At 70.8% G+C, this 25292-nt stretch carries 24 protein-coding genes; 7 read left to right on the top strand and 17 right to left on the bottom strand.

The window, feature by feature from the left end:
- Positions 1 to 54: 54 nt before the first annotated feature.
- Positions 55 to 468 carry an HIT family protein gene (locus VFV67_RS17295; protein WP_326471230.1) on the top strand — a complete coding sequence of 138 codons (414 nt, stop codon included), beginning with the start codon at positions 55 to 57 and terminating at the stop codon, positions 466 to 468.
- Positions 469 to 487: 19 nt separating this feature from the next.
- Here VFV67_RS17295 and VFV67_RS17290 read toward each other — a convergent pair whose 3' ends face one another.
- Together VFV67_RS17290 and VFV67_RS17285 are read right to left on the bottom strand one after the other, a co-directional pair.
- Positions 488 to 1039, bottom strand: a complete 552-nt coding sequence (locus VFV67_RS17290) for a DinB family protein (RefSeq protein ID WP_326471228.1) — start codon at positions 1037 to 1039, stop codon at positions 488 to 490.
- 106 nt (positions 1040 to 1145) lie between these two features.
- Complete coding sequence (locus tag VFV67_RS17285; protein WP_326471227.1) at positions 1146 to 2177, bottom strand: helix-turn-helix transcriptional regulator; 1032 nt, start codon at positions 2175 to 2177, stop codon at positions 1146 to 1148.
- 88 nt (positions 2178 to 2265) lie between these two features.
- Here VFV67_RS17285 and VFV67_RS17280 point away from each other — a divergent pair, with 88 nt between their 5' ends.
- The gene (locus VFV67_RS17280) at positions 2266 to 2973 is read left to right on the top strand and encodes a histidine phosphatase family protein (protein ID WP_326471226.1); all 708 of its coding nucleotides are present in this window, start codon (positions 2266 to 2268) and stop codon (positions 2971 to 2973) included.
- Between the two features lie 134 nt (positions 2974 to 3107).
- Positions 3108 to 3902, top strand: coding sequence for an META domain-containing protein (locus VFV67_RS17275; RefSeq protein ID WP_326471224.1), 795 nt, complete (start codon positions 3108 to 3110; stop codon positions 3900 to 3902).
- Positions 3903 to 3929: 27 nt separating this feature from the next.
- Here the strand turns inward: VFV67_RS17275 and VFV67_RS17270 are convergent, their stop codons facing one another.
- Positions 3930 to 4910 carry a GNAT family N-acetyltransferase gene (locus tag VFV67_RS17270; protein ID WP_326471223.1) on the bottom strand — a complete coding sequence of 327 codons (981 nt, stop codon included), beginning with the start codon at positions 4908 to 4910 and terminating at the stop codon, positions 3930 to 3932.
- Between the two features lie 76 nt (positions 4911 to 4986).
- Here VFV67_RS17270 and VFV67_RS17265 point away from each other — a divergent pair, with 76 nt between their 5' ends.
- From VFV67_RS17265 to VFV67_RS17255, 3 genes are read left to right on the top strand one after another with little or no spacing between them, the layout of a single operon-like run.
- Entirely contained in the window at positions 4987 to 5742 is a 756-nt protein-coding gene (locus tag VFV67_RS17265; RefSeq protein WP_326471222.1) for an SIS domain-containing protein, read from the top strand.
- Positions 5742 to 6488, top strand: a complete 747-nt coding sequence (locus VFV67_RS17260) for an MBL fold metallo-hydrolase (protein WP_326471221.1) — start codon at positions 5742 to 5744, stop codon at positions 6486 to 6488. Before VFV67_RS17265 ends, VFV67_RS17260 begins: the two co-directional genes overlap by 1 nt.
- Positions 6489 to 6530: 42 nt before the next feature.
- A complete protein-coding gene (locus VFV67_RS17255) occupies positions 6531 to 8954 on the top strand; it encodes a penicillin acylase family protein (RefSeq protein ID WP_326471220.1) in 2424 nt (807 codons plus the stop codon).
- Positions 8955 to 8974: 20 nt separating this feature from the next.
- On the opposite strand, the gene VFV67_RS17250 is transcribed toward VFV67_RS17255, so the two are convergent.
- A complete protein-coding gene (locus VFV67_RS17250) occupies positions 8975 to 10885 on the bottom strand; it encodes an ABC transporter ATP-binding protein (protein WP_326471218.1) in 1911 nt (636 codons plus the stop codon).
- A gap of 36 nt (positions 10886 to 10921) precedes the next feature.
- On the opposite strand from VFV67_RS17250, the gene VFV67_RS17245 reads away from it, so the two are divergent.
- Entirely contained in the window at positions 10922 to 11974 is a 1053-nt protein-coding gene (locus tag VFV67_RS17245) for a dihydrofolate reductase family protein (protein ID WP_414636271.1), read from the top strand.
- 9 nt (positions 11975 to 11983) lie between these two features.
- On the opposite strand, the gene VFV67_RS17240 is transcribed toward VFV67_RS17245, so the two are convergent.
- From VFV67_RS17240 to VFV67_RS17180, 13 genes are all read right to left on the bottom strand, one after another.
- Positions 11984 to 13099, bottom strand: a complete 1116-nt coding sequence (locus VFV67_RS17240) for a type VII secretion target (protein ID WP_326471215.1) — start codon at positions 13097 to 13099, stop codon at positions 11984 to 11986.
- Positions 13100 to 13125: 26 nt separating this feature from the next.
- Positions 13126 to 13680: a YbaB/EbfC family nucleoid-associated protein gene (locus VFV67_RS17235; RefSeq protein ID WP_326471213.1), complete on the bottom strand. Its 555-nt coding sequence runs from the start codon at positions 13678 to 13680 to the stop codon at positions 13126 to 13128.
- Positions 13681 to 13768: 88 nt separating this feature from the next.
- Positions 13769 to 14425, bottom strand: a complete 657-nt coding sequence (locus VFV67_RS17230) for a response regulator (protein ID WP_326471212.1) — start codon at positions 14423 to 14425, stop codon at positions 13769 to 13771.
- The gene (locus VFV67_RS17225) at positions 14407 to 15516 is read right to left on the bottom strand and encodes a hypothetical protein (protein ID WP_326471211.1); all 1110 of its coding nucleotides are present in this window, start codon (positions 15514 to 15516) and stop codon (positions 14407 to 14409) included. The genes VFV67_RS17230 and VFV67_RS17225 overlap by 19 nt, the downstream gene beginning before the upstream one ends.
- Positions 15509 to 16633, bottom strand: coding sequence for a sensor histidine kinase (locus VFV67_RS17220; RefSeq protein ID WP_326471209.1), 1125 nt, complete (start codon positions 16631 to 16633; stop codon positions 15509 to 15511). Before VFV67_RS17220 ends, VFV67_RS17225 begins: the two co-directional genes overlap by 8 nt.
- A 138-nt stretch (positions 16634 to 16771) precedes the next feature.
- On the bottom strand, positions 16772 to 17962 hold the full coding sequence (locus VFV67_RS17215) for an MlaD family protein (protein ID WP_326471208.1): 1191 nt from the start codon (positions 17960 to 17962) through the stop codon (positions 16772 to 16774).
- Entirely contained in the window at positions 17962 to 19107 is a 1146-nt protein-coding gene (locus VFV67_RS17210; protein WP_326471206.1) for an MCE family protein, read from the bottom strand. Before VFV67_RS17210 ends, VFV67_RS17215 begins: the two co-directional genes overlap by 1 nt.
- The gene (locus VFV67_RS17205; RefSeq protein ID WP_326471204.1) at positions 19104 to 20282 is read right to left on the bottom strand and encodes an MCE family protein; all 1179 of its coding nucleotides are present in this window, start codon (positions 20280 to 20282) and stop codon (positions 19104 to 19106) included. The genes VFV67_RS17210 and VFV67_RS17205 overlap by 4 nt, the downstream gene beginning before the upstream one ends.
- Positions 20279 to 21298 carry an MCE family protein gene (locus VFV67_RS17200; RefSeq protein ID WP_326471202.1) on the bottom strand — a complete coding sequence of 340 codons (1020 nt, stop codon included), beginning with the start codon at positions 21296 to 21298 and terminating at the stop codon, positions 20279 to 20281. The genes VFV67_RS17205 and VFV67_RS17200 overlap by 4 nt, the downstream gene beginning before the upstream one ends.
- Positions 21295 to 22335, bottom strand: a complete 1041-nt coding sequence (locus tag VFV67_RS17195) for an MCE family protein (protein ID WP_326471201.1) — start codon at positions 22333 to 22335, stop codon at positions 21295 to 21297. Before VFV67_RS17195 ends, VFV67_RS17200 begins: the two co-directional genes overlap by 4 nt.
- A complete protein-coding gene (locus tag VFV67_RS17190; RefSeq protein ID WP_326471200.1) occupies positions 22332 to 23639 on the bottom strand; it encodes an MCE family protein in 1308 nt (435 codons plus the stop codon). The genes VFV67_RS17195 and VFV67_RS17190 overlap by 4 nt, the downstream gene beginning before the upstream one ends.
- Complete coding sequence (locus tag VFV67_RS17185; protein WP_326471198.1) at positions 23636 to 24457, bottom strand: ABC transporter permease; 822 nt, start codon at positions 24455 to 24457, stop codon at positions 23636 to 23638. Before VFV67_RS17185 ends, VFV67_RS17190 begins: the two co-directional genes overlap by 4 nt.
- A gap of 6 nt (positions 24458 to 24463) precedes the next feature.
- The gene (locus VFV67_RS17180; RefSeq protein ID WP_326471197.1) at positions 24464 to 25255 is read right to left on the bottom strand and encodes an ABC transporter permease; all 792 of its coding nucleotides are present in this window, start codon (positions 25253 to 25255) and stop codon (positions 24464 to 24466) included.
- Positions 25256 to 25292 lie beyond the last annotated feature (37 nt).

Below are 25292 nucleotides of genomic sequence, written 5' to 3'. Positions count from 1 at the left end.
CGCGCTAGAAAAATACTCAATTGTGACTGGAGTCACAGCACTACACTGGTCGCCATGCCGAGCCGTTGCACCTTCTGCGCGATCATCGACGGCGAGCTGGCCGCCACCGTGGTGCACGAGACCCCGACGACCCTGGCCTTCCTCGACCACCGCCCGCTGTTCCGCGGCCACGTGCTGCTGGTGCCCAGGCAGCACCTGGAGATCCTCAGCGATCTGCCGGCCGAGCTGGTGCCGGAGTTCTTCCAGCTGGCCCAGCGGCTCGAGCGCGCGGTCGAGGACGGGCTCGGCGCGGACGGCTCGATGATCCTGATCAACAACGTGATCAGCCAGTCGGTCCCACACCTGCACCTGCACGTGATCCCGCGCCGACGCAAGGACGGCCTGCGGTTCTGGCTCGGGCCGAGGGAGAAGTACACCCCGGACGACCCGGCCGAGACCTACGCCGAGAAGATCCGCGCCGCCCTCTGAACCCGGCGCAATGCCACCTTCATGCGATGCCGGTCGCCGAATGTGACATTGCGCCGCCCCCGACGTCGTGCAGGTGGTGCACCGGGTCGTGCAGGAAGTAGCGGGCGAAGGTGTCCACCGTGAAGTCCGCGCCGTCGCCGCGGTGCCCGGTGCGCCGCCAGGCCGCACCGGACACCGAGGCGAACCGCGCGGCCAGGGTCTCCGCGGCGGTCGCCAGCTCCTCGGCGACGAGGGCCGGGTCCTGCTCGGCGTAGCGGTCCTCGACGGCCGTGGCGTCCTGGTCCCAGTTGGGGTAGTGCGGATCGTCCTCGGTCAGCATCAGCCGCAGTCGCCCGTCGAAGACCCGGCAGGTGTCGCGTACGTGGCAGGCGTACTCGAGCGGAGACCACACGTCCGGCGCCGGCCGCACCCGCGGGTCGGCCGGGCCGGTGAGCACCGGGCGCCAGGCCGCCGCGTTCGCCCGCAGCCGGTCCGGCACCTCCGCGCCGGCCACGGTGCTCGCGTCGTAGCCGCAGTCCGGGCAGGGCCGGTGCAGCACCCAGGTCCAGTCCTTGGTGTCAGGAACGATCACGCTCTGAGCATCGCCCGCGGACCGGCCGGACACCAGCGACAGTTTCTTCACGCACCTTTCAGCCCGGCTACATGCTTCACCGCCGCCGTGGTGAAACCGGTGAAGTTCACAACCGGACGCAGTCGATGATCGAGCCGGGCAGCCGCGGCGGTGGCACCCGACCGTCGATCACCTTGACCCGGAACAGCACGGCGAATCCACGGGTCCCGCCGAGCCGTTCCCGCACCACCGCGACGTTGTCCGCGCCCAGCCGGGGATTGGTGAACAGGTGCACCGCGCCGAGCACGCCGTAGGTGTGGCTGCCGCCGCAGATGGTCACGTCGGTGTCCGGGTTGGTCGGGTTGGCGGCCCGCACGAACAGCCCGACGTCCTCCACCACCTGACGCTCACCCAGCACCGCGGGCAGCACCGGGGTGCCGTCCGCCAGCCGGAACCGCTCCGGCGCGCCCGACGCCACCTCGGGCTGTTCGAACGGCAGATCCAGCAGGTGGAAGAAGGTGCGGATCAGCGGGTTGCCGGCCGGCCCGCCGAGCAGCACCAGGTGCCGGGCGGTGTCGATGCCCGGCTCCCGGGCCGAACGGTGGCTGAGGTTGCGGTAACCCATCCTGGTCAGCGCCACGAACATCTCGAAGAACGCGTCCAGATCGCCGTACCGGGCCAGCCGCACGTAGCCCCGGCCGCCGTCGGCCGCGGCCGACTCCGGTGACAACTCGGGGGCGACCACGTAGACCTTCTCGGCCCGGTCGTGCTGCCACAATTCGTTGCCGCCCAACGGATCCGGCGCGCCGCGCTCCTGCTTGGCCTCCCGCTCGGCGCTGTCCCGCAGCTCGAGCAGCTCGGTGCGCAACCGATGGAACCGAATCCGGGCCGGCTTGTCCAATGTGGACACGTCGGTCGGCGGCGCGGACAGCCCGATCCCCCGGGCCGAGCTGAAGATCAGCGCGTACTGCACCAGCCGGGACTCCGACGGCCACTTGTCGACCTCGCCGTTCTCCCACATGGAGATGGCCGCGCTGCTCAGCGGCTTGCCCTTGCCGAGCGCCGTGGCCAGCGCCTCCTGGGTGATCTTCACCGGGAACGTGGTCTCGCGCAGCGCACGCAACCGGCTGGCCAGCAGCCTGCGCGCCGCCCGGCTCATCGCCCCACCTCCGGCTCGAGAGTAACCGGCGCCGCCGGTTAAGCAAGTTAAGGTCTTGGTCGTCGCCCGGCCGGACTAGCCTGCGCACGTGAGTACCACAAGTGATCATCCCGAGGAGTACCGCCAGTTCCGGTTCGAGCGCCCACCCGGCTCGACCGAACTGCTGCTCATCCGGCACGGCGAATCCGAACCGGCCCGCCGTGACCGCCAGTTTCCCTTGGTCGACGGGCACTCAGACCCGGAACTGGCGCCCGAGGGCCGGGAACAGGCCCGGCGGGTGGCGGATCGGCTGAGCTTCGCCAAGATCGACCACATCTACGTGACCACGCTGCGCCGCACCGTGCAGACCGCCGCCCCGCTGGCCGAGCGGCTCGGGATCACCCCGGTCGTGGAGCCCGGGCTGCGCGAGGTGCTGCTCGGCGATTGGGAGGGCGGCATCTTCCGGCACAAGGTGGCGGAGAACGGCGAGATCGCCCAGCGCCTGTGGCGGGAGGGACGCTGGGACGTGATCCCGGGTGCCGAGCCGGCCGAGGAGTTCGCCGCGCGGGTCCGGGCGGCGATCGAGCGGCTGGCCGCCGCGCACCGCGACCAGACCATCGCGGTCTTCACCCACGGCGGCGTGATCGGACAGGTGCTCGCCACCGCCACCAACGCCCGGTCGTTCGCCTTCGTCGGCGCGGACAACGGGTCGATCTCCCATCTGGTGATCGTCCCGGACGTCTGGATCGTCCGGCGGTTCAACGACACCGCGCACCTCGACCCGGCGTTCACCCTGGTGCCGGCCCCGCTGACCTGACCGAGGAGCGGCGCCCGCGATCTGTCCATTGTGGAGGTTCGGCGCGACTTCTCCCAGGCCTACCAACGGACCCGAGGTACCGCGCCGAGGATTCCTGACACAACCCGGCCGGGGACCGGTACCGTCCAGGAGACATGAAGGCCACACCGTTCGCCGTCGCCCTGCTCACGCCACTCGCCCTGCTCGCCGCCGCGTGCGGCGACCCCGATCCGGCGCCGGCCGGCACGGACGTCGACCAGTTGCGCGGCCGCACCTTCGTGTCCACCGACGTGACCGAGAACGGCCAGCCCCGGCCGCTCGTGCCGGGCACCAGCCTGACCATCCAGTTCACCGACGACGGGCGCCTGCTCGCCGACGCCGGGTGCAACAAGATGAGCGGGGCGGCCCGCATCGAGAACGGCGCGCTGGTGCTCGACGAGCTCGGCAGCACCATGATGGCCTGCGACGAGGCCCGCGCCGATCAGGACCAGTGGCTGTCGTCCTTCCTCACCGGCCGCCCGACCATCCGGCTCGACGGCGCCAACCTGATCCTCACCTCGGACAAGACGGAGGTCACCATGCTGGACCGCACCGTTGCCGACCCGGGCCTGCCGCTCGAAGGCACCCACTGGCAGGTGGACACCCTCATGTCCGGCGACATCGCCACCTCCACCCCATCCGGCGCCACCGCCACCCTGGAGTTCAAGGACGGCACCCTCAACCTCAACACCGGCTGCAACACCGGCTCCGGCAGCTACCAACTGCTCGGCGACAAGATCCGCTTCGGCCCGATCGCCACCACCAAGATGGCCTGCGAACCCGAACTGATGGCCCTCGAGACCGCCATCGTCACCGTCCTCGACGGCATCGTCGACCACACCATCGACGCCGACGTCCTCACCCTCACCCACCCCTCCAACGCCGCCCTCAAAGCCCGCGGCCAACGCTGATCACAGAGCCCGTCCGCGAGTGGGTGGTCAGGGCGCGTTGGTGGGGGTGGGCCAGGTGCGCTGCCACATGTCGATGGTGAGGATGGGGTGCATGCCGACGCTTCGGTAGAGGTTGAGGGCGGGGGTGGGGTTGTTGCTGTCGACGTGGAGGATGGTGCCGGTGCGGCCGGCGTTGTGGTCGCGGTGGAAGGTGGTTTGGAGCAGGCAGCGCGCGATGCCGTGGCCGCGGGCGGTGGGGAGGACGCCGAGGTCGGCCACGTAGCCGCAGTTGTCGGTGGTCAGGAAGCGCGAGTTGGCGACGAGCATGGCGGCCGGGGTGCCGTCGAGGTCGGCGACCATGAGTTGGGACCAGTCGAAGGTGGACTCGGCGTCGAGGCGGGCGTGCCACCGGTCGAACGAGGTGGGGACGAAGGCGAAGTGGTCCTGGAATGACTCGGTCAGGATGGCGTGCGCGGTGCGGCGGAACGGCTCGTCGCCGGGGCCGACGCGGAGGGTGACGCCGGGCGGGGGCTCGGGGGCGGGCGGCGGCTTCGGGGTTTGGGGTTGGGGCGGACCGTGGTCGATGCGCATGCGGAGGAACACGGTGGCCGGGGTCAGGCCGTGGGCGCCTGCGGCGGTGCGGGTGGCCGTGTCGGACCGGTAGATGCCCTGGTTGACCATGGTGGTGGGGTGGCCGCCGGCCATGGCCAACTGCTCGGCGCGGGCCAGGGTGCGGGTGTAGAGCCACGGGAACAGCGCGTCGTGCGGGGTGACCACGTCGATGTCGACCAGCTCGCCGGTTGCCCGCGCGGCGGCCCAGCCATAACCCACAAGGGTGTCGTCGCGGTGCACCAGCCAGGTGCCCGCCGACGGGTCGAAGCCCGGGTCAGCGAGGTCGTTGCGGACGTCGTCCAGCGTGTAGTCGGCGAACCCGACGACGTCGACGGTGTACCGGGACACCAGCGCGTGGATGGCCTCGACGTCGGCGAGCGTGGCCGGCCGGGCGGTGTGTCCGTCGGGAAGCTGCATAGCCGCAGGGTGCGGGGACGCGGCGGGCGCCGTCTACGGAATTTCCGGAGATACCCCGATCGGGAAGACTGGCCGGGTGAACGTATCCGCACAGACCTACGCCACCGAGATCCTGCGCCTGCTCGAGCAGCTGACCGCGAGGTCGATGCCCGCCATCGAGGCCGCGGCCGCCCTGTTCGCCGACTGCGTCCGCGCCGACGGCGTCATCCACGCGTTCGGCACCGGGCACTCCCAGGCCACCGCGCTGGAGATCGCCGGCCGCGCCGGCGGGCTGATTCCGACCAACCGGATCAGCCTGGCCGACCTGGTGATCGCCGGCGGGCAGGATCCGAGCGTGCTCGACGATCCGATGCTGGAGCGGCAGGCGCACGTGGCCGCACCGCTGTTCGAGCTGGCCGCGCCCCGGCCCGGGGATCTGTTCGTGATCGCGTCCAACTCCGGGGTCAACGGATCCGTTGTCGAGCTGGCCCACCTGGCCACCGCGGCCGGGCACAAGCTGATCGCGATCACCTCGCTCGAGCACAGCCGGCAGGCCACCCCCAAGCACGAGTCCGGCAAGCGGCTGAACGAGCTGGCCGACGTCACCCTGGACACCGGCGCCCCGTTCGGCGACGCGATCCTGTCCATGCCGGACGGCGCGACGGCCTGCGCGGTCTCCTCGGTCACCGCCTCGGTCCTGGTCCAGATGGTGGTTGCCGAGGCGATCCGGCGACTGCTCGACGACGGCAGCACGCCGCCGGTCTACATCTCCTCCAATGTCCCCGGCGGCCACGATCGCAACCTGGGTCTGGAGAAGCACTACGCCGGCCGGATCCGCCGCATGGCCTACTGATGCGGTTGCGGGTGCTCGGCTCGACCGGCGGCTGGCCGGGCCCGGGCCGGGCGTGCTCCGGCTACCTGCTCGAGGCCGCGGGCCGCAAGGTTCTGGTGGATGCCGGGTCGGGGGTGTTGGTCGAACTGCTCCGGCTGGCCACGCCGGCCGAACTGGACGCGGTCTGGATCAGCCACCTGCACCCCGACCACTGCGCCGATCTGCCGATGCTCTGGCACACGCTGGCCTACGGCACTCCGAGGGACCGGCCGCTGCCGGTGCTCGGTCCGACCGGGTGGAGCGCCGCGCTTGCGCCGATGCTCGACGAACCCGAGCGGCTGGGCCGGATCTTCACCGTGGTCGAGCTGACCGACGGCGCCCGGCACGACTTCGGCCCGCTGACCTTGCGTGCCGTGGCCATGCGGCACAGCCTGCCGACCTACGGCCTGCGGGCCAGCTGCGCCGGCGCGATCCTGGGCTATACCGCGGACTCCGCACCGTGTCCGGCGGTGACCCGGCTGGCCGAGGACGCGGATCTGTTCCTGTGTGAGGCTTTCCTGTCCACCCCGGGCCCGCCGCGATTCACCTCGGTGAGCCGGCCGGAGGACGCCGGGCGGGCGGCGACACTGGGCGGCGCCCGCCGGTTGGTGCTCACCCATCTGCATCCCGACGCGGATCCCGGTGCGGCGATCACTCGCGCCCGCACCGAGTTCGCCGGTCCGGTCGAGGTCGCCGAGCCGGGCCGGGATTTCCTGATATCCGGGTGATCCCTGATCCCGGAACGCGGCCACTCCGGTAGGAAGGTCGGCATGCGACGAAGCTTGAGCCGGGCCGTGGCCGTCGCCGCCGCCATGGCAACCGTCCTGACCACGATCACCGGTGCGGCCGCCGCGGAGCCGGCCGACGGCGCGACCGAGTTGCGGGACGCGCGCGGCCTGGCCGCCGACATCCGGTACACCGAATACGGAATCCCGCACATCAAGGCGAACGACTTCGCCGGTCTCGGCTACGGCTACGGGTTCGCCGCGGCCCGGGACAACATCTGCGTACTGGCCGACACCTATCTGACCGTGGCCGCCGAGCGCTCGCGCTTCCTGGGACCGGACGCGCCGGGCAACACCGCCTACGGCGCGGCGCGCACCAGCCTGAGCAGTGACCTGTACTTCCGCCAGGTGAACGACTCCGGTGTGGTCGAGCGGTCGATGACCGGCCCGCCGCCGCACGGCCCGCGGGCCGAGGTGCGCCAGATCGTCCGCGGCTATGTCGCCGGCTACAACCGGTTCCTGCGGGAGACCGGCGCCGCCGGCATCACCGACCCGGCCTGCCGGGGTGCCGCCTGGGTGCGCCCGATCGCCGAAACCGATGTGTACCGCCACTTCTACGCGCTGGCCACACTCGCCGGCCAGGGCCAGGTGATCGACGGCATCACCGAGGCGGCGCCGCCGGCGGCCGGCCCGGCGACCGCCGCCGCGCCGGTGCCGCCGGACGCCGCCGAGCGGGTCGCGGCCGCCATCGGCATGCAGGACATGGGCAGCAACGCGATCGCCATCGGCTCGGCCGGCGCCCGCAACCACCGCGGCCTGCTGCTGGGCAACCCGCACTATCCGTGGCACGGCGGCCGGCGGTTCTGGCAGTCGCAGCTGACCGTGCCGGGCCGGCTCGACGTGAGCGGCGGCAGCCTGCTCGGCATCCCGCTGGTCCAGATCGGCTTCAACCGCGACGTGGCCTGGAGCCACACGGTGGCCACTCCGGCCACGTTCGGCCTGTACCAGCTGACGCTGGCCTCGCCGACCACGTATCTGGTGGACGGCCGGCCGGAGCAGATGACCAGCCGGCAGGTCTCGGTCCAGGTGCGCAACCCGGACGGCTCACTGTCCACGGTGCAGCGCACGCTCTACTCCACCCGGTACGGGCCGATGCTCTCGCCGGTGTTCGGCCTGCCGCTGAACTGGACCGCGACCTCCGCGTTCACCATGCGGGATGCCAATGCGGGCAACATGCGCGGTCTGAACACCTGGTTCGAGTTCGGCCAGGCGCGCGGTACCCGGGACATCGTCGAGGTGCTGTCCCGCACCCAGGGCGTGCCGTGGGTGAACACGATCGCCGCCGACCAGTCCGGCCGCGCGCTCTACGCCGACATCCAGGTGGCGCCGCACGTGACCGACGAGCTGGCCGCGCGGTGCAACACCCCGCTCGGCGCGGCGATCTTCCCGGCCACCGGGATCCCGGTGCTGGACGGCGCACGGGGGAACTGCGCGTGGGGCAGCGATCCGGATGCCCTGCTGCCCGGGATCTTCGGCCCGCGCCGGATGCCGCTGCTGACCCGATCCGACTACGTGGCGAACTCCAACGACAGCGCCTGGCTGTCCAACCCGCGCCAGCCGATCACCGGCTACCCGCGGATCGTCGGCACCATCGGCACCGAGCGGGAACCGCGCACCCGGATGGGAATCACGGCGATCGAGCAGCAGCTCGACCGCGGCCGGTTCACCCGGCAGGACCTGCAGAACCTGCTGTTCAACGACCGCAGCTTCATCGGCGAGCAGGCGGCCGCGGCCACCGCGGCGATGTGCGCGGCGTTCCCGAACGGCCAGGCGCCGACCTCGGCCGGCGGCACCGTGCCGGTCGGCCGGGCCTGCGCCGCACTGTCCACTTGGGACAAGACGATGACCGTCGGGAGCCGCGGCGGCCTGCTGTTCGAGCGGTACTGGCTGCGGGTGGCCGACGCGTTCGACGGTCCGCCCGCGGTGTGGCGGGTGCCGTTCGATCCGGCCGATCCGGTCCGTACCCCGCACACGCTGGACACCGCCAACCCGGTGCTGCACACCGCGCTCGGCGACGCCGTCGCCGAGCTCCGCGCCGCGGGCATCGAGCCGGACGCCCCGCTCGGCCGAAACCACTACGTGGTGCGGGGCGGCAGGACCATCCCGGTGCACGGCGGGCACGGATCGCAGGGCGTGCTCAACATGATCATCCCGGGGTGGGATCCGGCGCGCGGCGCCACCGAGGTGGTGCACGGCTCCAGCCACATGCAGGTGGTGTCGTACACCGGCGGGCCGTGCCCGGACGCGGTGACGCTGCTGAGCTACTCGCAGTCCAGCGATCCGCGCTCCGCGCACCACGCCGACCAGACCGAGCTGTTCTCCGCCAGCCGGTGGGTGCGGTCCCGGTTCTGCGAGCACGACATCCGGTCCGCACCCGGGCTGAAGGTGGTGCGCCTGCGGGAACGCTGAGCCGAAGGCGACGTCGACCGCTACCGGTAGGCCTGTGCCTGGAGCGAGTACAGCTCCGCGTACAGGCCGCCGGCCGCCATCAGCTCGGCGTGCGTGCCGTCGCCGGTGATCCGGCCGCGCTCGAGGACCAGGATCCGGTCGGCGTGCCGGACGTTGGCCAGCCGGTGGGTGACCAGCAGCGTGGTGCGGGTGCCGGCGCCGTCCCGGCTGGCCGTCTGGAGCGCGCCGAACACCCGCGCCTCGGCCTTGGCGTCCAGTGCGGCGGTGGGCTCGTCGGCGACCAGTACCGGCGCGTCCCGGTAGGCGCCGCGGGCCACCGACAGCCGCTGCCACTGGCCGCCGGACAGGTCCTGGCCGTCCTCGTACAGCCGGGACAGCATGGTGTTCTCCTTGCGCGGCAACGAATCGATCAGCTCGTCGGCGCCGGAGAGCTGGGCGCTGCCGGTCCACAGCGTCCCGTCCCGGCTGTCCCGGGACAGCCGACCGATCCTGATGTTGTCCGCCGCGGTGATCGGCCAGCGCAGCGGTTCCTGGGACACCACGGAGATCTGGCCGTGCACGGTGTCCCGGCGCGCGGTCGCGATGTCCATGCCGTCCCACAGCACCGTTCCGGTGGTCGGCCGGTACAACCCGGTGATCAGCTTGCCAAGGGTCGACTTGCCGGAGCCGTTCTCCCCGACCAGCGCGACCACCTGACCGCGCCGCAGGGTCAGCGAGACGCCCTCGATGGCCGGTGCGTCCTGGCCGGGGTAGGTGTAGGAGACCTCGCGCAGCTCGATGGTCTTCGGGTTGACCGGGGCCGGCCCGACCGCCGCCGGCCCGCGCCGGCCGGCACTGTCGGTCAGCAGCTTCTCGTACAGTTCGATGTAGAAGCTGTCCTCGTACAGGCCGTTGACACCGTGGATGGTGTTGCTCAGCGCGGTGGAGCCGGTGCGCATGGCCACCACCGCGGCGCCGGCCAGGGCGAGCGGCATGGCCTCGACGTAGAGCAGCCAGCCAAGCACCAGGTACGCGATTCCGGTGCCGAGACCCGAGATCGCGCGGCCGACGAGCTGGATCCAGGTCTGCCGCCGAGCGACCCGGACCGCCTCGGCGACGAGCATCCCGGCCACTCGCCGGTACTCGGCCAGCAACTGCGGCTGGGCGGTGAACGCCCGGACCTCCAGCGCCGCCTCCCGCTCGGTGACCAGGTCGCCGATCACCCAGGACTGCCGGTCCCGCGCGATCATCTTGAGGAACGACGCATAGCGCAGCTTGGCCGCGCGCATCGACGCCCAGGCGTTCGCCGCCGCCGCGGCCAGCAGCGCCGGGAGCAGCCAGATGCTGAACACGCTCACCGTGACCAGCGCGGCCACCAGCGAGATCAGCGAGGCCAGCGGGTCGCCGACGCCGTCGACCGAAGAGCGGAACGCGCGCACCCCCTGGATTCCGCCCTGCCGCACCAGTTCCTGGTAGTCGGAGTCGTCGAACGCGGCCGCCTCGACCTCGAGCACGACCGCGTAGAGCCGGTCCCTGGCCAGCACCTCGACCCGCGGGGTGAGCATCCCCTGCACCAGCCCGACGGCGGCGTCCAGCCCGGCCTTGGCGGCGTAGGCGCCGACCACCAGCGCCAGGGCCGGCAGCGCGGCGAGCACCCGCTCCGGGGTCGGGCCGGCCTGCAGCAGCTCGGTCAGCACGTTGGCGGTGGCCAGCAGGCCGAACGCGGTCACCGCACCGGCGGCCAGATGGAGCATGCCGGCCAGCAGGGTCCACCCCGGCGAGGCCGCCCAGGCCAGCCGCACCACCGAGGAGACCGCGGCGGGCAGCGCGCGGACCGTCTTCCACCAACTCGCCGCGGCGACCTGCTGCGCCCCGCCCGCCCACTTCGGGGCGGCGATCCCGTCGACCCCGATCAGCGGCCTGTCGGTGTCGCTGGCTTGGCTACCGTCCATACTTCGAATGGTGACAGAGCGCAAAGGGAGAGCCGATTGATTAACCGCCCATATGTTCTGCTCAGCTGCGCGATGTCGGTCGACGGGTACATCGACGACGCCGGCCCGGACCGGTTGGTGCTGTCCAACGACGCGGACTGGGCCCGGGTGGATGAGGTTCGCGCCGGGGTGGACGCGATCCTGGTCGGTGCCAACACGATCCGGCGGGACAACCCGCGGTTGCTGGTGCGCAGCGGGAAGGCGCACCCGGTGAAGGTCACCATCACCTCGACCGGGGACCTGGATCCGGCCGCCCAGTTCTTCACCACCGGCGAGGCGGCCAAGCTGGTGTACGCGCCGGCCGGCGCGGCCGCCGGGCTGACCGGTGCGGCGACCGTGGTGGAGACCGGTCCGGACATCGACCTGCGCTGGATTCTGGCCGACCTGCGCGCCCGCGGGGTGCGGCGGCTGATGGTCGAGGGCGGCGGAACGGTGCACACCCAGTTCCTCACCGCCGGCCTTGTCGACGAGCTGCAACTGGTGGTGGCCCCGCTGTTCGTCGGCGACCCGCGCGCCCCTCGGTTCGTCTACTCCGGACGGTTCGGCTCAGGCATGACCCTCGCCGGCGCCGAGCCGATCGGCGATCTGGTGCTGCTGCGGTACTTTCTCGGCACCGCGGCGGCGGACTGGCGGCTGCTGCGTACCGCGACGGAGCTGGCCCGGTGCTGTCCACCGTCCGAGACCGCGTTCAGCGTCGGCGCGGTGATCGTCGACGCCGCCGGCACCGAGCTGGCCCGCGGCTACTCCCGGGACACCGACCCGACCGTGCACGCCGAGGAGTCCGCGCTGGCCAAGCTGTCCGGACCGCCACCACCCGGCGCCACCCTGTACAGCTCACTGGAACCGTGCAGCAGCCGCTCCTCCCGCCCGACGACCTGCACCCAGCACATCCTCGACTCCGGCATCCGCCGGGTGGTCATCGCCTGGCGCGAACCGAGCACCTTCGTCCACGGCCACGGCGCCGAACTCCTGGCGGCGGGCGGAGTCGAGGTGATCGAGTTCCCCGACCTGGCCCCCGCCGCCAAGGAACCCAACCGGCACCTGCTCTGATAGCTGGTGTCATACGCCGTCGAGCATGGGAATGCTCTTGGCGACGGCCTTGAAGGCTTCGAGGACAAGGAGAACCTGCTCACTGAAGTGGTTGATGAACACGATCAGGAATTTCACAATCGATTTAGCGTTGTTGAGCATATATCGCGCGTTCGAAAGTTCTTCGAACGGTGGCTTATAAGGGATAATCTTTTGCACCCCGGCACTAGCAAGCTCGCCGATCGCCTGCGCGGCGAGGTCCCGTACCGCGGAACGGGCGAGATCGACCAGAGTGCCTGTGGTACCGACGACGATGCTCAGGGCTCCCGCGAGGTTGGCGGACGACTTCATCACGTCGATGATGGGCTGGGCGACCTTCTGTCGGTATGAGTCACCCGCGTCGCCGTTCCAGTTGCCGGTGCGGTCCTTGTGCGCCGCGTAGTGGTCGGCGAGGCGGTCCAACTCTCCCTGGATATTCTTCCACGTCTTGCTCGCCGCCTCGACCATCTCAGGCTTTCCGGCAAGCGCGTCGAGAATGAGCCGGAAAGGCGTGATGTGCTCCATCGCCCAGCCCGCCAGCCAGCCGACGGCGGATGAGACCGGGTCGCCGATGAAGCCGCCGGTATCCACTCCCATCGCGGCGATGTGGCCTACCATCGAGGCGTAGTTCTGCTTGCTCGAGTCGCTGATCTCCTGGTACAGGTCCCAGGTACTGCTGACGATCCCCGCGCCCTTGACCCGTTCCTCACCTTTTTCCCAGTTGGATAAGAATCCTCCGTCAGAGGAGTTGCGCTCGATAACCCAGTTGGGGTCGTTCGACGGTAGGCTCTCGCCGAGTTTACGAAGTTCCTGCGCATTCGATTTGTCTGATTCCGTATAGGTTTCGACGGCTTTGACAAGTTGTTTGGCAGTCGAGTCGAACGAGCGATCGAGCTTGACGATGGTGTCCTCCGCGCTCTCGCGGAAATACCACAAAACAAGCCCGATTTGTTGGCACAGCACGCCGTACGCGGAGGAGAAGCCGTCCGGGCACACCGCCTTTGTCGCAGCGACAACGCGATCGAGAGGGTGCTGCATCCCAGCGACGGCACGTGCGTGGGCGTAAAGTTCGTCGGGGTCGACTTCGATGCCTTTGGGCGGCGCCATTCGTGGTTTCCTAGCAGTCTCGCGGATCAGGACAGGATGGATCGGCCGGTCCAGTCGTCCGGATTCTGGTTACGGCCGCGGGACGGACGGCGTCGTGCTGTTCGGTATGGCTGCACCGCGTCGTCACTCTCGATGGCGCCGATGGCCATTTGTCGTTGTCGGGAATCTGCGGGCGAGCCGGGTGTTGGGGGCGGTGGCGGCGGGAATGCGTTGTGCGCCTTGGCCACCAGGTGGCCGGTGAGGGGGTCGTCAGGGGCGGCTGCGCGCAGGATTTCCGCGACCCTGCTGGCGACTCCGGCCTGCGCGGCCTGCAGGACGTGTTGGAGGGTGGTCGCGACCTGATGCGGTGGCATGGTGCGGACCATTTCGGTGCAGCGGACGTTCAACACGTTGCCGTTGGATCCGACCGTAACCTCGACCGCTCCGTCCGGTGATCGCCGGGTGACCGTGATGCCGTCGATCTGACGGTTGGCTTCGGTGAAAACCTCGTGGCGGCGAACAGCCAACTCGACCGCGTCGTCAATCTGCCGCATTGTGTCGTCGGCCGCCGCTCCGTCCAGCGACATGCGATACGTCGACATGGTGGTTCTCCCCGGACTGGTGGATTTCCCCGCACCCGACCGTAGCCAGCGGCACCGCCAGCCGCGACGGTCGATCGACCCACAGGCGCTACAGCTCGTCCAGTCGGATCAGGCCGTCCTGGATGGCTCTGGCGACCAGCGCGGCCTTCGTCGAGGCCGGGCGTCCGGCGTTGGCGTACCTGATCCGGACCCGGTCGATATAGCTGTTCACCGTGCGCACGGACAGGCCGAGCTTGCGGGCCACCATCTCCTTGGATTCGCACGCGAACCAGTTGACCAGCACGTCGACCTCCCGAGGCGTGGGCCGCGGCCGGTCCGGCCGGGTGTCGGTGCTGATCGCGCGGACCATGGCCGGCGGCGTGTACGGCAGGTTTCGGCCCGCCGCGTGGATCGCGTGCACCAGGTGCCGGGGGCCTTCCGTCTTCGCCAGGTAGGCGAACGCCCCGAGGTCGAGACAGGTGAGAATGGAGTCCCGATCCTCGCGCATGCTGTACACGATCACCTGCCGGCCGGCGTCGACCAGGCGCCGCAGGTCGACATACGCCGGCAGTTCCTTGGTCAACTGCAGGTCGAACAGGACGACCTCGGCCGACCGGCCGGGCTCGGTCCACGCCACGGCCGGCGTCGCCCCGGAGTCGACGACCCGCAGCGGCGGATCGGCCGCCGCGCACCAGGCCTCGACACCGGACACGATCGCCGGGTGGTCGTCGATCACCACCACCGTGGTCAGTTCGGCGCCGGCCATGTCGCCTCCAGCCAGACCTTCGGTCCGTCGACGAGTCTGGTCACCCTGATTCCGACGTGATCGCCGGCTCGAGGTTCCGGCTCGGTAGCCGCCGCGTCGGCGAGCACGCTGACCGTGACGCCGGCCGGTGACCCGAGTACGGTCACCCGCACCTCGGACCTGGCGGCGGCGATGACCCGCATTGCCGGTTCGGTCAGCGCGCGGCGCACCACCAGTGGCGGCGGCGGATGTTCTCCGATGGTTCCGAGGTAGACCGCGACCCCGTTGCGGTCGGCCAGATCCAGGCACGCCCGCAGCTCGTGCAGCAGCGGGTCGACGGCCTCGTCGTGCTCAGCGAACAGCCTGCGCATCCGGGCGGCCGCCACCGCATAGTTCGCGCGTACGGCATCGTCGGACAGGTTCGCCGCACCAGTGGTCAGATCGGTCAGCAGCGGCACGATCGTGGTGGCGAGGTCGGCATACCTGGCCCTGCGGTCGGCATGCAGCCGCTCGGCGATGGCGTCGGCGGTGCGTGCTCGTTCCGCCAACTCGGCGGCGCGCACCGCACTGGCAGCGATCCGGCGCAGGGCCATGGCGATGGCGAGCACCAGCAGCTCACAGCCGAGCACGACCGTTGTCACCACGGCAAGATCGGCGACCTCCTGGCCCTGACCAACCATGACCAACTGGACGAAGCTGCCGGCGGTGTACATGCCGAGTGCGACCGCGGTGGCGACGGTGCCGCGGTCGATCAGCACGAGCAGCAGGAACCAGCCGATCTCGCCGTAGGACCACTCCGCCTCGGCCATCAGGTGCTCGGTCGGGATCCCGGTGGTGGCCAGCCCGGCCGCGGTGAACACCACCGCCACCAGAACCCAGCGCACCCCACCCACCGGCCGGTCGCCCAACACCTGGACTCCGGCTACGACGGCAACCGACATCAGCAGCGCGAACGCGACCACCTGCTGGGCCATGCTGCTGTACAACGCCGCGTTGACCACCAGCAACGGCAGGGCGAAGACAAGCATCGAAACGACGGCCACGGCCAGGATGATCAGACGCAGCGCGCGCATCAGGGCGCTCGTCACCAGGGTCCGGCTCGATTCACTCACTGGACCACCGCAGCCGAACCACGGTACCGGCGCCCGGCCGGGAGGTCACCGCGGCGTGTCCGCCTGCGCGACTCATGCGCTGCTTGATCGACTCCGACACCCCCCGGCGGTTTGGCGGCACCTGGTCCGGTGTGAAACCCCGGCCCTGGTCGGAGACATCCACCATGACCGTCGGGCCGGTGCGGGTCACCACAACCACGGCGGTGTCCACCTCGGCGTGCCGAGCGACGTTGGCCAGCGCCTCCCTGGCCGCCGCGCCGATCGCCTCGGCGGGGCCGGCCGGTAGGGGCATCGGGTCCGGCACGTGTAGCCGGACGGTGATCGGCGCCTGCCGCGCCACCTCGCCGAGCAGCCGAGCCAGATCGGCCCGGCCGTCCGGGAATTCCCGAGGTGCGGCGAGGATTTCCAGATCCCGCCCGGCCTGCTCGGCCAGCCACGGTTCGGTGCCGGCGACCATCCCGGTGCCGACGGCGAGCAGCGTGGCCGCGGCCGTGTCGTGCAGCACCGCGAGGTGCTCTCGTTCATCGGCGCGCCGCGCCGCCGCGACCGCACCATCCCGCGCCGCCCGGTTGCTCGCCGCGATGACGCGGTCGGCCTGCGTGGCACCCACGTGGAGCAGGACCCACAGCAGTCTGGCTAGGACGGCCGCGCCGAAGATCCACAATGCCAGCGCCGCGGAGACAGCCAGGTCGTCCGGCGCGGCAAGGTATTTGCCGGTCAGGTGGGCTGCGAAGAACCCGGTGGTGAGCAGCAGGCCGGCGGCCGTCGTGGTGAACCACTGATGCCCGCCGGCGGAGATCGTGACGATGGCGAATACCCAGTTCGTACTGTCCGGCAGGGCATCCGGCCGCACCACCCAGCCTTGGACCAGGCACAGCGCCATGATCAACACCGAGTCGGCGAGAAGCAGACCGCTGCGCGGTGCGTACCGGAGGTACATCCCGCTCCAGCCGAACAGCCCCACCACGACCGCGACGACCAAGGGAAGCCGATCGGTCGGGGCTTGGGCCACCGCCGCGCCGCCGGCCAGAACCACCACGGCGGTCCGCAGGACGACGACATACCGGCGGCACAGCCGGCGCAGCTCGCCAACGGTTGCGCCCCACGGAGATTCCATTTGCACCCCAGCTTTCCCCGGCTGCAACGTGCAGTTTAGTACGCCAGCCGCTTTTCGTACGCAACCGCGGGGGACCGTGACGGTACCCAGCCACCATCAACCCGTGATCCGCACTTCGCTGGAACGCAACGACAGCAGTTAATTCCGGAGCGGCGGCAACAGCTGCGGGAGTAGGGCGGGCAGTGGTGGGCGGGCGGGGGTGGGGACCGAAGCCTGGCCGGGTGGGGGGAAGTCGGCGGGTTTGCCGCCGAACGGGGCGTTCTGTGAGCCGCGCACGCCGATCGGGCTGCCGGGGGGTTCGGCGCAGTAGGCGTTCTGGTTGGCCGGGACGTCGGTGATGTCGTTGGCGGGCCGCTGGTTCGTCCCCTCGTAGCCGCGGGTGCAGGAGAACGGGTCGTTGAAGGTGAGCACCAGGCCGAGGTGGCCGGTGCCATCCGGGTTGGCGCCCGGCGCGGTGGCGGTGATGATCGGGAAGGCGACCAGCAGTTGCTCGACGGCGTCGGTGCGGGTTCGGGTGATCATGGCGGTGGTGAGCAGGTTGGCGATGACCACACCGAGGTCCGAGCCGGACCTGCGGAGCAGGTCGGTGACCTGGACCGAGACCTGCGGCACGGTGTCGATCAGCGTGCGCAGGTCGGGGTCGGAGCGCTTGAGCGCGTCGGCGAGCAGGCGCAGGTTGCGGCTGTAGTCGGTGATCAGCCGGGACTGCTCGGCCTGGGTCTGCAGCACGATCCGGCCGTCGGCCAGCAATGACGTGGTCTGCGGCAGGTGCTCGGTGGCCGCCCGGGTGAGCGAGCCGGCGCTGTCCAGCAGCACCGCGAGGGCCGGGCCGGTGCCGCGGAACGCCGCGTCCAGCTCCGCGACCACGGTGCGCAGCGAGTCGGTCGGCACGGACGCCACCAGTTGGTCCACATTGGACAGCAGGGTCTCCGGCGCGGACGGCAGCTCCGTGCGGTCCCGAGTGATCACCGAACCCTCGCCGAGACAGGGACACCGGTCGTGCTCGGGCACCAGGTCGACGTACTGCTCGCCGATGGCGGACCGGTTGGCCACGACGGCCGCGGTGTCCGCCGGGATCGGCCCGGCGGCGGCGTCGATGTCCAGCAGCACGTCGATGCCGTCGTCGGACAGCCGCAGCTCGCGCACCCGGCCGACCGGAACGCCGCGGTAGGTCACCTCGGCGTTGGCGAAGATCCCGCCGGAGTCGGCGAGCTGGACCGTGACCGTGTAGCCGGTGGAGAACAGTCCCACATAGGTTCCGCCGACGTAGCCGATTCCGACCACCGCGATCAGCGAGAACAGGAACAGGCGCACCTTGGGCAGCAGCATCAGCGGCCACCGCCCAGCAGCGCACCGAGCAACGCCGAGATCGGATCGGGCGCAGGCGGCCGGACCGGCACCGGGGGCAGCGGCAACGGCAGCGGCAACGCCGGCAGCTGCGACGTCGCGGCCGGCGGGGCCACGTCCGGCACCGGCAACAGCGGCGTGCTGGCGTTGCCGATGTTCTCCAGCAGCACGCTCAGGTCCAGGTCGAACCGCACGTCCACGTTGACGTAGTCGCCCTTGAGCGGGTTGAGGAAGTAGTCGGTGAACGGGTAGGTGGCCAGGATCTGCAACGAGTTCGGCAGGTTCGCGCCCGACTCGGCGAGCTTGCGCAGGGTCGGCTCAAGCAGCCGCAGGTCGGCCACCAGGTCGTCCCGGCCGCGGTTCACCGTGTCCACCGCGACGTCCGACAGCCGGTCCAGCGCGCCGAGCAGAGACACCAGCGCGGTGCGTTCCTCCGTGATCACCTTCAGGCCGGGGGCCAGCCGGTCCAGCGCCGCGGTGAGGTTGGCGGTCTGGTCCACCAGCGTGCCGGACAGCCGGTTGAGCGCGTCGATCGCCCGCACGATGTCGCCGCGCTGCGCGTCCAGGTCGGTCACCAGGTTGTCCACATTGGACAGCAGGGACCGCAGCTCCGGCTCGTTGCCGGCCAGCGCCAGGTTGACCTCGCGGAGAATGGTCTGCAGCTGCCCGATTCCGCCACCGTTGAGCAGCAGCGACAGTGCGCCGAGCACCTCTTCGATCTCCGGGTTCCGGTTGGTCGCCCGGATCGGGATCACCGCCCCCTCGGCGAGCTGCCCGGCCGGCGCCTGCGGGGCGTGCAGCGCGACGTACTTCTCGCCGAGCAGGCTGGACTGGCGCAGCTCGGCCCCGGCGTTGGCGGGCAGCCGCACGTCGCCGTTGACCACCATGCGCACCACGGCGGTGACGTTGTCCGCGGCCAGCTCGATCCGCTCCACCCGGCCGACCGCCACGTCGTTGACCTTCACCGCGGCCTGCGGCACCAGGTCGAGCACGTCGGCGAACTCCGCCGAGATCCGGTACGGCCGGTCGCCGAGATCGGCCCCGCCGGGCAGCGGAACCTCGTACACACCGGTGAACCCGCAGCCGGCGGAGAGCAGCACCAGGACCAGGGCCAGCGCGCGGATCATCCGGCACCGCCGAGCGACGGCACGTACAGATCGGTGATCGGCAGCGGGAGCGGCGGCAGTTTCCCGGCCGACAGCGCGGCAAGAACCTCGGCCGGAGTGGGCAGCTTGAGCGTCCCGTCGATCACCGGGGCGAGCCGCTTGCACAGGTCGGCGAGCGTGCTCGGCAACTGAACCGGCGTTGCCGAGGCGATCGTCCGGCACACCAGCAGCAGCGGTGGATAGGTCAACTCGTTGAGGTTGCCCCGGATCGCGAAGGACGCCGAGGCCGCGTCGTAGGTGGACAGGAAGTTCGACATCGCCAGCGGTGCCACGTCAAGGATCTCGGCCAGCGCCGCCCGCTGGTCCACCAGGGCCTGGGTGACCCCAGTCAGCCGCTTCACGTTGCCGGACAAGGCATCGGTGTTCTCCGCCACGAACGCCCGCACCTGGGTCAACGCGGTGGCCAGCGAGGCGAGCGCCCCGCCGAGGTCGTCCCGGCTCTCGGCCAGGTACCCGGTGACCCCGGCCAGCTTCTCGTTGAACTGGCGCACCTGCGCGTCGCTGTCGGCCAGCATCCGGGTGAACCGCTGAAGGTTGTCCACGGTGGCGAACAGGTCGCCGGAGGAGCGGGACAGCGTCGCCGCCGCGTCCCCGAGCTGCCGCACGGTGTCGCCGAGCAGCTCGCCGTTGCCGGACAGGTTGGCGGCGGCGGTGTCCAGCACCCCGGCCAGCGCGCCGTCGGCGTTGGCCCCGTTCGGCCCGAGCGCGGTGGCCAGCTCGTTCACGCTCGCGGTCAGGTCGTCCAGCTCGACCGGGATCTGGGTGCGTTCCCTGGGTATCACCGCGCCGTCGGCGAGCAGCGGACCGGACTCGTAGGCGGGGGTGAGCTGGATGTAGCGGTCGCTGACCAGGCTTGGCGCCACCACCACCGCGTGCGCGCCGGCCGGAACCTCGACGCCGGAGTCCACGGTCAGCGTGACCCGGACCGTGTCTCCTTGCGGGACAACGCCGTCGATCCGGCCGACGGACACACCGAGCACCCGCACCTCGGATCCCGGGTACACGCCGACGGCCTTGTCGAAGTACGCGGTCACCGCGGTTCCGGCGCGGCCGCTGACCAGCCACCACAGCGCGGCGACCAGCACCAGCAGCAGCACGGCCGCGATGGCGGCGAGGCGGACCGGGCGCGGGGTCATCGCGTGCCCCCCGGGGTGAGCGGTGTGGCGCAGCCCTCGGGGTTGATGTCGAACACCCCGATCGTCGTCGGCGGCGGCAGCAGGCCGCAGATGTAACCCTCGAACCAGCGGCCGTTGCCGACCACGTTGTTGAACATCCGGACGAACGGCGCGAGGTTGTGCAGGCCCTGGCTGAGGTTGTCCTGGTTGCGTTGCAGGATCGTGGTCACCTTGGTCAGCTCGTCCAGTGCCGGCCGCAGCTGCTGCTGGTTGTCCGCCACCAGACCGGTGAGCTGCTCGGCCAGGTCCCGGGTGCCGGTGAGCAACGCGCGGACCGCTTCCCGGCGCCGGGACAGCTCGTCGAGCAGCAGCGTGGCGTCGGTGAACAGGGTGCGCAGCTGGGCGTCCCGGTCGGCCACGGTTTGCGACAGCGCGGCGGTGTTGGACAGCAGCCTGGCCAACTGCTCGTCCCTTGTGGACAGTGTGGTGGACAGCCGGGACAGGCCGGTGAGCGCGTCGCGCATGTGCTGCGGGCTGTGCGCGAAGCTTTCCGAGATGACCTGGAAGCTGCGGGCCAACTCGGCGGTGTCGATTCGGTCGACGGTCCGGGACAGCTCGCTGACCGCCGGCACGATGTCGAACGGGGACACCGTGCGGGCCCGGGGGATCACGTCGTTGGGGTCCTGTGCCGCCGTGCCGTCCGGCGTTACGGCGAGGAACTTGTCGCCGAGCAGGGTCTTGATCTCGATGGAGATCCGGCTGCGGTCGCCGATGGCCACGTCCCGCACCCGGAAGTCGACCAGCACCCGGTTCCGGACCAGCTCCACCCGGCGCACGTCGCCGACCTTCACCCCGGCCAGCCGGACCTCGTTGCCCGGCTTGATCCCGGCCGACTCGGCGAACTCGGCGGTGTAGGTGGTCCCGCCGCCGATGATCGGCAGGTCGTCGGCGTTGAACGCGGCCAGTGCGGCCAGCGCCACCAGCACCAGCGCCACCGCGCCGACGCTCGCCTGGTTCCGGTCCTTCAACCGCTTCATGGGCCGCACCTTTCCGGCATGGGTGAGCCCGGGAGGGGGAGCGCGGGGATGTCGACGACGATGCCGAGGCTGGAGATGCCGACCCGGCCGGAGGCGCTGCACAGGAAGTAGTTGAACCAGCCGCCGTAGCTGGCCACCCGGTTGATCGACGCGACCTTGTGCGGCAGCGTGCGGAGGAACCGGTCGACGGTGTCGCCGTTGGTGGCGAGGTTGGTCGACAGGGCACCGAGGGCGGCGATGTCGGCTTTGAGCGGCGGGCGGGCGGCGGTGAGCAGACCTGCGGTCGAGTCGGTGAGCTCACCGAGTGCGGCGATCGCGTCGCCGATCGGCGCTCGTTGTTCGGCGAGGCCGGTGGCGAGTCGCGCGACCGTGTCGATCAGGTCGGACAGCTCGGCGCCGCGGCCGTTCACCGTGTCCAGCACCGTGTTCAGGTTGTCGATCACCTGGCCGATCACCTCGTCCTTGCCGGCGATCGCGGCGGTCAGCGACGCCGTGTGCGCCAGCACGCTGTCGATCGTGCCGCCCTCCCCCTGCAGCACCTGGATCAGCTCGCCGGCCAGCTTGTTCACCTCGGCCGGATCGAGGGCCTGGAACAGTGGCCGGAACCCGTTGAACAGCACGGTGAGGTTGAGCGCGGGTGCGGTGCGCTCAACGGGGATGGTCCCGCCCGGGTTCAGCACCGCGTTGGGGTCGCCGGTGCCGACCGCGAGCGACAGGTACCGCTGGCCGATCAGGTTGCGGTACTTGATGGTCGCGGTGACCGACGCGGGCAGCCGGCGGGCCGCCGCCACCTCGAAGCCCACCTCGGCCAATCGGCCGTCCACCACCTCGACCGAGCCGACCTGGCCGACCCGGACGCCCGACATGCGCACGTCGTCACCGGGGTTCAGCCCGGTCGCGTCGGTGAACCGGGCGGCGTAGTCGTTGGTGTCGCTCAGGTTGCTGTTCGCGATGGTCAGGCCGAGCAGCGCGGTCAGCGCGACCGTGACCACCGCGAACACGGTGAGCTTGACCAGCGGCGCGAGCAGACCCCTCATTCCACGGTCACCTCCGCACCCCGCAGCAGCGGGCCGATCAGCAGGGTCGCCCATGGCGGGACGTCCTCGGGCATGACCCCGAGGGACGGCGCGACCAGCGCCGCGACCAGGTCCCGCTCGGCCGGCAGGTTGGCCACCGCGGGCGCGGTGGGCTGGAAGTCCTGCGGCCGGTCCGAGCGCGGTGGCGGCGGCTTGGTCGAGCCGTCCCGCAACGGGCCGCCGGGCGGGTACTGCGGGAACCGGGCCGGCGGCCGGGCCACCGGGTAACACCGCGGCCCGCGCTTGTCGTCGTAGCGCGGGGTGTCCACGCCGGGCCGGTACTTGCCCCGGTTGGCGGTGATCTCGATGGTCACCCGGGACACGTTGGGGTGCGCGGAACCCTTGCCGAACGCGGCATCCGCGGCCGGGATCGCGTCCACCAACTGCTGGAGCAGGCACGGGTACTCCGGGGCGTACTTGGCCAGTACCTCCAACGCCGGCCGGGCGCTCGCCTCGAGGCTGATCAGGTTGTTCCGGTTGGCGGCCAGGAAGTTGGTCAGGTCGGTCGCGGCCGTGGTCAGCGTCCCGAGCAGGTTCTGCAGCCCGACCCGCTGCGCGACAAGGGTTTGGCTGGTCGTGGTCAGATCGCTGAGCGCCTGCAACAGATCCGGCGCGGCGTCGGCGTAGGTGTCGGCGACCTCGGCCAGGCGTTGGATGTCCGCCCGCAGGTCGGGCCGGGCCGGATCGAGCGCCTCGAGGTATCCGTTCAGCGCCACCAGTGTCTCGCCGAGCTGCCGGCCGCGTCCGTCCAGCGCGGTGGACATGGCGTTCAGGGTCGCGGCCAGTTCCGCTGGCCGGACCGCCTGCAGCACCGGCAGCAGGTCGGAGAGCACGGCGTCGATCTCGACCGACGCGGCGGTGCGGTCCTGGCTGATCACGTCGCCGGCGGCGATCGGCCGGTCCGGCCGCGCCGGGGTGGACAGGGCCACGTAGCGCTCGCCGAAAAGCGTCTTGGGCAGCAGCCGGGCGGTGACGTTGGCCGGGATCCGCCCGGCCAGGTCCGGATCGAGCGCCAGGTCGAGCACCGCCCGGTCACCCTCGGACCGGATCGCCCGCACCTCGCCGACCACCACCCCGCGCAGCTTGACGTCGGCCTGCACCCGCAGCTGGTTTCCGGCGTGGCCGGTCTCCAGCCGCACCGGTACCACCGGGGTGAACGTCTTGCGGTAGAAGGCGATCGACAGCGCGACCAGCAACCCGGTGATCACCAGGAACACCAGCCCGTAGACCTGGTGGCGCAGCGCCGGACGCTCGGCCGCGTTCATCCGGCGATCCGGACGGTCGTCGTCGCGCCCCAGATGGCCAGGCTGAGAAAGAAGTCCAGCAGCATCTGCAGCACGATCGCGGCGCGTACCGCCCGGCCGACCGCGACACCGACGCCGGCCGGGCCACCGGTGGCGGTGTAGCCGTAGTAGCAGTGCACCATGATCACGACCACGCTGAACACGATCACCTTGAGGAACGACCAGAGCACGTCGCCCGGGGGCAGGAACAGGTGGAAGTAGTGGTCGTAGGTGCCGGCGGACTGACCGTAGAACCACACGGTGATCTGCCGGGACGCGGCGTAGGAGCAGACCAGGCCCACCACGTAGAGCGGGATCACCGCACCGAGCGCGGCCAGTACCCGGGTGGTCACCAGGTACGGCACGCTCGGCACGGCCATCACCTCGAGCGCGTCGATCTCCTCGGAGATGCGCATGGCGCCCAGCTGCGCGGTGAAGCCGCAGCCGACCGTGGCGGACAGCGCGAGCCCGGCGGCCAGCGGGGCGACCTCCCTGGTGTCGAAGTAGGCGGCGATGAACCCGGTCAGCGCGGAGGTGCCCAGCTGGTTGAGCGCCGAGTAGCCCTGCAGCCCGACGATCAGGCCGGTGAACGCGGTCATGCCGATCATCACGCCGAGCGTGCCGCCGATCACCGCGAGCGCGCCGCTGCCGAAGAACACGTCGGACAGCAGCCGCAGGATCTCCTTGGGGTAGTGGACGATCGTGCGCGGCACCCAGGCGAGCACCCGGGCGTAGAAGGCCAGCTGCGCCCCCAGCGTGGCCAGTCCCCGCTGCGGCGCCAGTGCCGCCACCGTGGCCATCGGCGGTCACATCCCCTTCGGCGGGACGATCTGCAGGTATATCCCGGTGAGCACCACGTTGATCAGGAACAGCAGCAGGAAGGTGATCACCACGGTCTGGTTCACCGCGTCGCCGACGCCCTTCGGACCGCCGGCCGGGTTGAGCCCGCGGTAGGCCGCGACGATGCCGGCGACGAACCCGAACGCCACCGCCTTGATCTCGCTGATCCACAGGTCCGGAACCTGGGCCAGGGCGTTGAAGCTGGCCAGGTAGGCGCCCGGCGTGCCGCCCTGCATGACCACGTTGAAGTAGTAGCCGCCGACCACCCCGACCACGCTGACCAACCCGTTGAGCAGCACCGCGACGATCACCGCGGCCAGCACCCTCGGCACGATCAGGCGCTGGATCGGGTTGACCCCGAGCGCCTCCATCGCGTCGATCTCCTCGCGGATCTTCCGGGAGCCGATGTCCGCGCACATCGCCGAGCCGCCGGCGCCGGCGACCAGCAGCGCGGTGATCAGCGGGCTGGCCTGCTGCACGATGGCCAGCGCGCTGGCCGCGCCGATGAACGACTGGGCACCGATCTGCTGGGTCAGCGAGCCCAGTTGCAGGGCGATCACCGCGCCGAACGGGATGGCCACCAGCGCGGTCGGCAGGATCGTGACGCTGGCGAAGAACCAGCACTGTTGGATCAGTTCGCGCACCTGGAACGGACGGCGGACGGTGAGCCGGCTGACTTCCCAGGCCAACGAGGTCAGCCGGCCCACCTGGGCCAGCCCGCGAACGGCGACGTTCGGGTCCGTCCGACCTGCGCTCATGTCGCCTCGCAAAGCTCCGATGCCCTACTGCGGTAAC

Source organism: Actinophytocola sp. (assembly GCF_035762905.1).
Lineage (GTDB): Bacteria > Actinomycetota > Actinomycetes > Mycobacteriales > Pseudonocardiaceae > DASYTH01.
The sequence above is the reverse complement of the archived record's forward strand: the minus strand, read 5'-3'. Positions and strand labels throughout refer to the sequence as shown.